The sequence below is a fragment of the Cupriavidus sp. a3 genome (assembly GCF_051015765.1).
Taxonomy (GTDB): Bacteria; Pseudomonadota; Gammaproteobacteria; order Burkholderiales; family Burkholderiaceae; genus Cupriavidus; species Cupriavidus oxalaticus_A.
Map to the genome: position 1 here is coordinate 2,430,042 of NZ_CP170644.1, position 7,150 is coordinate 2,437,191.

Here is a 7,150-nt window from a genome sequence, read left to right on the forward strand (position 1 = left end):
TTCAAGTGCCTTATAAATCAAGGAGTTACCGTAAGCTATGTGCCCTCCCCCACCGACGCTCCCGCACCCCTGCCCATGTTGTCCGGATCGCATGCCGTCAGCCTGACCCGCAGCGAATTCGCCGCCGTCCGCGCCTATGTCCAGGGCATGCCGGCAGTGTTGGTCGTCGGCCGTTACCTTGCCGACGACGGCGATGACGACGATGCCGGCGAATCGGCACTGCGAACCCTGCTGGGTCTGCGCGACCGCATGGTCCAGCTCGCCCATCTCCATGGCCGCGCCGACCTGGGCGAACTGCTGGTGTCCGGTCCGGGCCGTTCCAACCGCGGCATGGATCGCCGGGTGGATGCGTTGGCGGAACTGGAACGGCTCGGTACGGCGGCGCCGCGGGCGGAGCATGGCGTGGAACTGTGGTTCGGGCCGTCACTGGCACGCCGCCTGCGCAAAGCCAATATTGTTACTATTAAGGAACTTATTGCATTGACAAATGCCCGCGGCACGGGATGGTGGCGGCGTGTGCCACGTATCGGCGCCCTCGCCGGCCAGGCCATCAACCGCTGGCTGGCGGAACATCGCGACCTGGTCCGCACGTCCCAGGGCCAACCCATGCTGGCCGCGCATGTAGGTGACCGCGCGCCGCTGGCGCGCGGCGCGCTGACACCGGACATGCCGCGCCTGCTGCCGCTGGAACTGCTCGCCGGTGACGCCGGGGCACCGCCCGCCTGTCCCTTTGCGAGCGGCGTCGACGTGGTGCGCAAGTGGCTGCACGCCAGTGCTCCCCCTGCCGGCGCCACGTACGCGGCGTACCGCAAGGAGGCCGAGCGGTTGCTGCTGTGGTCGGTGGTCGAGCGCCGCAAGGGTCTCGCCGCGCTGGACGGGCAGGACCGCCAGGCATACCTGGCCTTTCTTGCGGACCCGCAGCCGGCGGCGCGCTGGTGCGGACCGCGGGCTTCCAGGCAAGTCGGGGCCTGGCGGCCATTTACCGGGCCGCTGGGCGATGCCAGCTTGCGGCATAGCATGCGTGTCCTGGGCACCTTGTGGGCCTGGATGGCGCGCAACGGGTACGACTCGGCCGCGCGGTGGCTGCCAGCAGGCGGACCGGCAACGGGTACAGGAACGGATATCGGGATGACGCGCGCGGCAGGCGATGTGGCTTCCGGCCTTGACCCAGGCAGCGCTGCCGGTGAGGGAATTGTCGACGACATGGCGCTGGTGCGCTTCACTGCCTGGCTGGAGAACGAATGCGTCCAGCCCGATGGCCGGCGCTACCGCGCCGCGGCCGCAGCGGTCGCGCTGCTGCGCGAATGCCGGCCCCGCTTTGCCGGGCTGGTGGCGCTGCGCTGGAAAGACCTGCGGATCCTCGACCGGGTGCCGGCAACGAAGGCGGACGAAGCATTGGATGGCGACCGGCTTGCGCTCAGCGACACGGCGCTGGCCGCGCTACGCCGCCATTGGCAAGACCGGGCGCTGGACCTGGACATGCCCGCGATGGCGGATGTGCCCCTGCTCGGCCCGCCCGTTGCGCCGCCCACCCGGCGGGCGCAGCGCAAGCTCGCCAGCATGACCCACCCGCCCTACTCGGTGCGAGGGCTGCACGCACTGCTGTCGGCGGTGATTACGCGCTATCGGAGGCTGGATGCGAGCTTCCCGGCGTGCACGCCGCGTGACCTCGTGCGCGAGGCGCGGCGTTGCCGGACAGCGTTGGCGTCGGCCGAAGAAGTTGGTACGGAGAAAGAGTCGCCGTAGGGTCTGACTGTACGGAACAGGACCCTTTTCGGCATGAACAGCCTTGGCGGACCATCTGCCTTGGCGTAGATATGGGTGGCAGCATCGCCACCGAAGAACTGGGTACGCTGCAGGGGTCTTGCCGAGCGATCCTGCCACGTCCGCGGTCTCCCTGATGCGCCGGGAGTGCGGTGGTTCGTAGCCCGCTTCCCCGGCACCTGACTCGCTCAGCGGACTCGATCAGAGCAAGGTCTTGTCCAGCCCGAAGCGAGCCTTGAGGAGTTCGACCAGGTCCTCGCGGGCGCTGCGGTCGCCCAGCTGGACATCGAGGACGACGCGCCCCGAATCCCACTCCTTGATGGTTCCGAGCAACTGGCCGCTGTCGGTCCGGATTTTGTATTGCCGGCTGATTTCCTTGACCTTGCGCGCCTTGCCTTCCTGCGCGTGCTTGCGGATTGCCTCGACTTCGCGGCTCGACAGGCCATCGTTGATGATCCGTGCCGCCAGCTCGCGGGTTCGCTCCTCCCCCGCCAGCTTGCAATACAAAGTCAGCTCATAGCCCGCGGCGATGCCGATCGCGCTCGGCCGCTCGCGCATCACGCCCAGCACGGACTCGGGCAGGCGCAATAGCGCCAGCGTCTTGTTGACCGTTCCAGCGGACATCCCGGTCAGTTCACAGATTTCTTCTTCCTTCTGAACCTTGCCTTCATCGAGCAACTGGCGCCAGGCAATCGCATTGTCCAGCGCCGACTGGTCCGAGCGCTGCTCGTTGAGCATGAACGACAGCCGGTAGAAATCCAGGTCGCTCAGGTCGTCCTCGACAAAGCACTCCATCTCGAGCTTGCCGGCCGAAGCCAGCGCTCGTTTGCGGTAGTGGCCGTCGATCAGGATGTAGTGGCCGGGACGCGAGGGGTCGGGTGCAGCGAGACCGGGGGTCTTCTGTCCATGCGTGGCGATCGACGCCGCACGCTCCTGCACGACCGCGGGATCATAGATCCGGCGGGCATTCAGTGGATTGTCGTGGAGCTGCGCCAGCGGAATCCGCACCAGCTGCCGGCCGGACGCCATCTCGCCCGCACTTTCAGCGCTGAAAACCGCCGCGGCGTCGTTGGCCCTGCCCTGCAGCAGGCCATTCGGATGCTGCGAAATTGCTGCCTCGGCCCGCGCAAAGCGGTCCAGCGTGTCGTTGCGGTTCTTCTCCGCCACCATGCCGGCGAGCATGCCGGCCTTAAGGCTTTTCAGTTTTGTAGCCATGCCTTATTGCTCAATCAAAGACAACACTTCGTCGACCATCATGTCGACCTCCTGTACCGCTTCACGCGCTCCGGCAACGCCATGGACGGTACAGCCGATCGCCTGGCATTCGCGGAAGGCCGAGCGCGATCCAATCATCGAATTCAAAAGCGGCACCTCGCCATCGTCACCCAGGATCTCGATCGCCTGCCGTGCGATCGACACGCGCCGCTGAACCATATTGGCCATTACCCGGATCAGCAAGGTTTCATTCTGGACTTGCGCATGTTGTGCCAGCGTTTTAGCGGCGACCGCCGCCCATAGGTCCGGAGGCGACGGCACTACCGGGATGATGGCAAGGTCGGAAATCAGCAGCGCACTGGATGGCGCCGCCGAATGAACCGCAGGCGGACAATCGACCACGATGTAATCGTAGTCCTGCACAAACTTCCGAACCTCCCGGTGCATGGCGCCGCCCGAGGGCGCCAGGCCGATCACCGACGCGGGAAACGGGCGCTCATCGCTGGCCTGCGCAGCCCAGCGGGTGGCGGTGCCTTGCTCGTCCATGTCGACCAGCATGGATCGGGCACCGCGCAGGCCGAGTGTTCCCGCCAGATGCATGCTGACCGTGGTCTTTCCGCAACCGCCTTTCTGGTTGAAGACGGTAATGATTTTGGCTGCCACTGCGACCTCTCTTTCAGCGCTGAAAGCGCGGTTGACTCTTAAGGCGCAACTGTAGCCAAAACCAGGTGACGCTTCAACCGTTTTACAAATTTACAAATATTTTATTAAGGTGCAGCGGAGCGTCGTCCCGGCTTTTTTGCAGGAGAGGTCGCGTTCGACAATAAATTTGCTTGAAATGCGCCCGCCCCTATGTCTAAAGTATTTGTAGTGCGCATTACGCCGCACATGACACCGCAATCCAAAGTGGTTATGATGCGCGCTACAGTCGAGTCAAGTCGTGTCAACCTCGTCGGCTTCCGTTCGGTATCTACGAGAACTCAACGTGCTTGAACGGTTGTTTGCGTGGTGTACTAGAACTTGCTTCGAAAAGGAACTCTTATGGCAACCGGTACGGTCAAGTGGTTTAACGAGACCAAGGGCTTTGGCTTCATTACCCCGGACGATGGTGGTGCAGATCTGTTTGCGCACTTCTCCGAAATCCAGGGTTCTGGCTTCAAGACCCTGAAGGATGGGCAGCGCGTGACGTTTGAAGTCAAGCAGGGTCCGAAGGGCCTGCAGGCTTCGGCCATCAAGCCGGCCTGATCCAGCTGATTTGCCCGCTGCAGCAAACCTGCCGCGGCGGACAAACAAAAAGGCAAGCGTTCAACGCTTGCCTTTTTTGCATCTGGCCATTCGGCCAGGAACTCAGCCCAGCTTGCGCACGCTGGTACGGGACGGCTGCAGGATCAGCGCCTTGGACGAATCCGCATCGACCTTGGCCCCCGGATAGACCACCAGCACGTCCTTCAGCGCCTTGCGGAACAGCGCGCGGAACTTGCGCTCGCTTTCGGTTTCCGTACCGAATTGCATTTGCAGGGCTTCCCACGGGATCTCGGTGCGCCGCTGGATCGTGAAGAACCGGTAGGTCAGCCACGAGTAAACGTCCAGCGCGAACGGCGACTGCTTCAGCGCCTTCAGTGCACGCATGTCCACCGGTACCGGTCGGTTGACCAGTTCGTTGAAAAACGGCTCGGACAGCACCACAAAGCTCTCGAACATCGACCCCTGCCCCGGCTGCATCGGGTCCCACCATGTCGACAACTGGTCGGCCAGCAGGTAGCCCACACGGTCGATCGATAGCGGCTCGTGATTCGGGTTCTGGTTCTGGCTAGGCGTCGACTTGTTCTGCACGATCGCAATGGTTGCGGAGAACAGCCGGATCATCTGCTGGCGAACCAGCGTCATGGTGCCCCGCTTGCCGCCAGTGGCCATCGGGATACCGAGGTTGTACATGAATTCGGACAGCGAATTGCCCAGCGAGATACGCCGGTCTTCCACCGTCCCGGTGAATTCACCCCGTTTTTTCTTCGCCATGATCTCCTTGCCGATCCAGGCAAGCATCAGGCGCGGATAGGAGCCATAGGGATAGCCCAGCGAGACGGTCTCCGACACCAGCTTCTGGCGGCCGTTGGCGGCGCGTTCAGAGCGCTGCTGCGTGAAGTAGCCCGGCTGGATCATCAGCGAGATATTGCCGCTGGTACGCGTCCATACCGGCGGTGCGCCCTTGGGCGCCCGATATGGCAGCGTGACCTGGACGCTGGCGCGGCTGAGGAAGCCAACTTCGCCGCTTTGCCAGGCGTCTTCGCGTTCCATGGCCTGCGCCTCGTCAAACAGACGCTGGAATTTCTCGGACGGAACCAGGATGTTCTCGTTGCCGGGAACAATGATGCGGGAGGGCTCGGCATCCACGTCGAGGACACTTCGATCCCCCGTGGCGGCCGGGGAGCGTTTGATGGGCATATTGGCGTGCTTCGGATTACCCGCCTTTGTACTCGAAGCCGCAAAAGTTGTCACGCAGAAACAGGTACGCTGAGGTTTGGTCTTGCTTGCCTCGGTTTTGTCGTGCGGGGACTCTCACGACTGGTAGCTGGGGGGCGGACGGTGGGCAACCCGCAAGGGTTGTCCACGGTGCGCAACCCTGTGACTACCAGTAAACGATACCGATACGGGTTAACTACTTGTAAACCGTATACGTGAAGTTCAGCGCCTTGATTCGTAAGGAAAAAAACTACCCTTGCGAACCCGAATCTGCGGACAACCGTACTCGATTCTGCGAAGGGCCGAACCCGTATCTGCGGCGCCCCGAACCTGTATCTGCGGACCGCGCGTACTGGTTTCTGCGGGGATAACCCCGTGTTTCCACAGGCTTTTCCACAACGCAGACCGCGCAAAGCGTACCCGTTTCTGCGGCGACCCGGGCGGTATACGCCGTTTACGCCCGGTTTACCGCCGGATTGCGCCGTCGCGCGGCCTGCGACATGGGTTATCCACGCAGAAAAGGGTTCGAGCCCTGGATCGCCCTCGGCCTCCCAGCGCCGGCGGCGTACCCATTTCTGCGGTGAATGGGCCGAAACCGTACCTGATTCTGCGTGGCGGAGAAAAACGGCTGCGCCTTTGCCTCTGCGTACCCGTTTCTGCGGCGTACCCAATTCTGCGCCCGCAGACCTGTGCGCCGGGCGTTGGCCCCCGTACCCGTTTCTGCGGTGAGATCTCGGGCTCTGTACCTGCATCCGTACCCATTTCTGCGTTGAAGGGGTGGGGTTGCGGATGGATGTACTGCCAAGTTTCTATTATATATCTGCCTCATAGAAAAAGCTAGCGCTCACACTCAACGTATACATGAGTGTGCCGCCCCTCATCCATGCGTACCTGTTTCTGCGAGCCAGTCGGGGGCTGCGCTTCATCCCAACAAGTCGGAAATGTCCGGAAACCCCGGACGCCGTACCCGTTTCTGCGCGACAGGCGGCATCCACGCACTTGTGGTGGCCGTACCTGTTTCTGCGAGCGTTCGTTTCAAGCTTTTGGCTGAACGGATCTTGTGCGCTGCAATACGAGGCGTACCCATTTCTGCGTGGCGTTCGCGGCGTAGTCGTGTGGATATCTAGGCGTCCGGCTGTTACCGGCGCCCCATGATCCGAGCAAGCCTGGTAACGCGGTGGAACCGGGCGTACCTATTTCTGCGGGCTGTGCGAACCCACGCCAGGTGGCGTTCTGGCACCAGGCGTACCCGTTTCTGCGTTGTTGCGAGCCGCTGGGAAGAGGCTTTATGGCGACGGGCGTACCCGTTTCTGCGTTAGCGGGCGGATGGCGCCCGCAGCTTGCACTGCAGCAAGGCGTACCCGTTTCTGCGGGCGGCATGTGGATAGGAAAGTAAGCGCCAGGACCGGCGCATAGAAGCCGGGAGGCAGGAAAACGGGGAGCGGGAAAGCGGGAAAGCGGGAAAGCGGGAAAGCGGGAAAGCGGGGAGGCGGGGAGGACACCTTTACTACATCCCATATTGTTAAAGAACAGCCGACTTTCGTCGCTTGGCAATGCCAAATGCAAACGCTCAATCCTTAAGCGCTTGCATTTGACCACCAATTCCAGGTATCCGTGCTCACTCGGCAGAGTGATGGTGGAGGATGACGGGATCGAACCGACGACCCCCTGCTTGCAAAGCAGGTGCTCTCCCAGCTGAGCTAATCCCCCC

5 protein-coding genes and 1 tRNA gene are annotated in these 7,150 nt (G+C 62.7%); 2 read left to right on the forward strand and 4 right to left on the reverse strand.

What is annotated here, in order from left to right; genetic code table 11:
- The first annotated feature begins 39 nt into the window (after nucleotides 1-39).
- A complete protein-coding gene (locus ACAD63_RS32855) occupies nucleotides 40-1,746 on the forward strand; it encodes a phage integrase family protein (protein WP_434034335.1) in 1,707 nt (568 codons plus the stop codon).
- A gap of 219 nt (nucleotides 1,747-1,965) precedes the next feature.
- On the opposite strand, the gene ACAD63_RS32860 is transcribed toward ACAD63_RS32855, so the two are convergent.
- Both ACAD63_RS32860 and ACAD63_RS32865 read right to left on the reverse strand, forming a co-directional pair.
- Nucleotides 1,966-2,979, reverse strand: a complete 1,014-nt coding sequence (locus tag ACAD63_RS32860) for a ParB/RepB/Spo0J family partition protein (RefSeq protein ID WP_133097176.1) — start codon at nucleotides 2,977-2,979, stop codon at nucleotides 1,966-1,968.
- 3 nt (nucleotides 2,980-2,982) lie between these two features.
- Nucleotides 2,983-3,642: an AAA family ATPase gene (locus ACAD63_RS32865; protein WP_063237647.1), complete on the reverse strand. Its 660-nt coding sequence runs from the start codon at nucleotides 3,640-3,642 to the stop codon at nucleotides 2,983-2,985.
- 378 nt (nucleotides 3,643-4,020) lie between these two features.
- Here ACAD63_RS32865 and ACAD63_RS32870 point away from each other — a divergent pair, with 378 nt between their 5' ends.
- Nucleotides 4,021-4,224 carry a cold-shock protein gene (locus tag ACAD63_RS32870; RefSeq protein WP_006159056.1) on the forward strand — a complete coding sequence of 68 codons (204 nt, stop codon included), beginning with the start codon at nucleotides 4,021-4,023 and terminating at the stop codon, nucleotides 4,222-4,224.
- 102 nt (nucleotides 4,225-4,326) lie between these two features.
- Here ACAD63_RS32870 and ACAD63_RS32875 read toward each other — a convergent pair whose 3' ends face one another.
- Together ACAD63_RS32875 and ACAD63_RS32880 are read right to left on the reverse strand one after the other, a co-directional pair.
- Complete coding sequence (locus ACAD63_RS32875; RefSeq protein WP_133097177.1) at nucleotides 4,327-5,421, reverse strand: replication protein RepA; 1,095 nt, start codon at nucleotides 5,419-5,421, stop codon at nucleotides 4,327-4,329.
- 1,652 nt (nucleotides 5,422-7,073) lie between these two features.
- Nucleotides 7,074-7,149, reverse strand: a tRNA-Ala gene (locus tag ACAD63_RS32880).
- Nucleotide 7,150: the final 1 nt, after the last annotated feature.

Coding starts and splice junctions, on each gene's coding strand:
- ACAD63_RS32860 (WP_133097176.1), bottom strand. CDS start 2,979: ATGGCTACAAAACTGAAAAGCCTTAAGGCCGGCATGCTCGCCGGCATG.
- ACAD63_RS32875 (WP_133097177.1), bottom strand. CDS start 5,421: ATGCCCATCAAACGCTCCCCGGCCGCCACGGGGGATCGAAGTGTCCTC.
- ACAD63_RS32870 (WP_006159056.1), top strand. CDS start 4,021: ATGGCAACCGGTACGGTCAAGTGGTTTAACGAGACCAAGGGCTTTGGC.